Source organism: Vibrio sp. Vb0304, assembly GCF_033338995.1.
Lineage (GTDB): Bacteria > Pseudomonadota > Gammaproteobacteria > Enterobacterales > Vibrionaceae > Vibrio > Vibrio alginolyticus.
In genome coordinates this window covers 1-1,468 of record NZ_JAWOTT010000111.1, presented here as the reverse complement: position 1 = coordinate 1,468, position 1,468 = coordinate 1, and the positions used below count along the sequence as shown (strand labels likewise).

The window sequence follows — 1,468 nt, the reverse complement described above, 5'->3', positions numbered from 1 at the left end:
GCTCAGGCTTCTCAAGAACAGTTTGATAAGATTTTAAGTTACCTGGAAATCGGCCGTGAAGAAGGCGCAAAAGTGGTTTTTGGTGGCGGTGTATCAGAACAGCCAGAGTCAATCAGTCAAGGGTACTACATTCAGCCAACAATGCTGGAAGGGCACAACAAGATGCGAATCTTCCAAGAAGAAATCTTTGGCCCAGTGATTGCTATCACTAAGTTCAAAGATGAAGCGGAAGCATTGGAAATAGCAAACGATACGGAGTATGGCTTAGGTGCAGGTGTTTGGACGCGTGATGCAAACGTGGCATATCGCATGGGCCGTAATATTGAAGCTGGTCGAATTTGGATCAACTGTTACCACGCTTACCCTGCACACGCAGCGTTTGGTGGCTACAAGAAATCGGGGATCGGGCGTGAAACGCACAAGATGATGCTGGATCACTACCAGAATACTAAGAACTTACTGATTAGCTACAGCATTGACCCGTTAGGCTTTTTCTAAGCTTGATATCTTAAGTTAAATACGAACTCAAAACCCCGAATTGTCGGGGTTTTTTATTGGCATTCATTAAACCACAGAAGGGAGTGTGCGTGAGTGATAACTTGTGTTTACTTTTCGCTTCGAGCAATCACATCTATCTTTCGCTCAAAAAGCTTTTCGATAGCAGCGCTTTGCTTCTCAAATCCAGTTGGCTTTTCAAAATCCAAGACTTGATTGCAAGATTCAAGGCTCGCGAACTGGTTTAAACATTCGCTTAGTTCTCGCTTTGAGCTCATGCGTGCCTGTTTGTTTTCTGATGAAGAGAGTAGGGTCACTTTGCGACCTTGAAACGTTCCTTGTGGCACAAGTTCACGTTGTTCTACTTGCTCCAATCCGTGAATGGGTTGGCTGTTGCGTGCAGATTGGATGTCATTAGACATAAGACACCTAAACTCTCAGATCTAAACTTTGAGGCATAGCAGGCGTCTCTTCGGCCACTACGTGAGCAGATAGCAACGACTCCCATGACTCGCTTTGCGTCAACAATTCCGCCAACGCATTTTCAAAATATTCATAATCCAATTGCTCGATGCCAATCAGTTTATTCAAACACAGTACGTGCCTATGATTATCTAAACTGAAAAATAATTGGTGTTCTGGCCAATGGTAATTGAACGCCAAAAAAGAACGATAAAGATCAGAATTGACGATTTGTAATCCAACAATTTCCGCTTCCAGTTGCAGCGTATTCGTTTCTGGATGAAAGATGAAATGAACCTTCAAGTGATCATCAAAAGCTAAGCTTAGTTCATTGTCCGTCAAATGCAGTTCAGGCAAGCCTATTTGATGAGCAAACTTCTGTAAAACCTCATCGATAGTTTGGCGTGCTGACATAGAAACAGTCCTTTTGAGAATTTTATCGGGAAACATATTCGATATTGTGGGGTATGTTTATCAATTTTGGTTGTTAGTTATTATATTTTGGCCGAAA

The 1,468-nt window shown here is 42.4% G+C and carries 3 protein-coding genes; 1 reads left to right on the top strand and 2 read right to left on the bottom strand.

What is annotated here, in order from left to right; all coding sequences use genetic code 11:
- Positions 1–498, top strand: a 498-nt coding sequence (locus R7P35_RS24220; protein ID WP_318092873.1) for an aldehyde dehydrogenase family protein, incomplete at its 5' end; no start/stop codon positions are given.
- 107 nt (positions 499–605) lie between these two features.
- On the opposite strand, the gene exsE2 is transcribed toward R7P35_RS24220, so the two are convergent.
- On the bottom strand, positions 606–917 hold the full coding sequence (exsE2, locus tag R7P35_RS24215; protein ID WP_017448952.1) for a T3SS regulon translocated regulator ExsE2: 312 nt from the start codon (positions 915–917) through the stop codon (positions 606–608).
- 7 nt (positions 918–924) lie between these two features.
- Positions 925–1,371 (bottom strand): type III secretion system regulatory chaperone ExsC, encoded by a 447-nt coding sequence (gene exsC, locus R7P35_RS24210; protein WP_005464682.1) that lies wholly within the window; start codon positions 1,369–1,371, stop codon positions 925–927.
- Positions 1,372–1,468 lie beyond the last annotated feature (97 nt).

Excerpts from the sequence above, each read along its gene's own strand:
- exsE2 (WP_017448952.1), bottom strand. The coding sequence starts at position 917 with ATGTCTAATGACATCCAATCTGCACGCAACAGCCAACCCATTCACGGA.
- exsC (WP_005464682.1), bottom strand. The coding sequence starts at position 1,371 with ATGTCAGCACGCCAAACTATCGATGAGGTTTTACAGAAGTTTGCTCAT.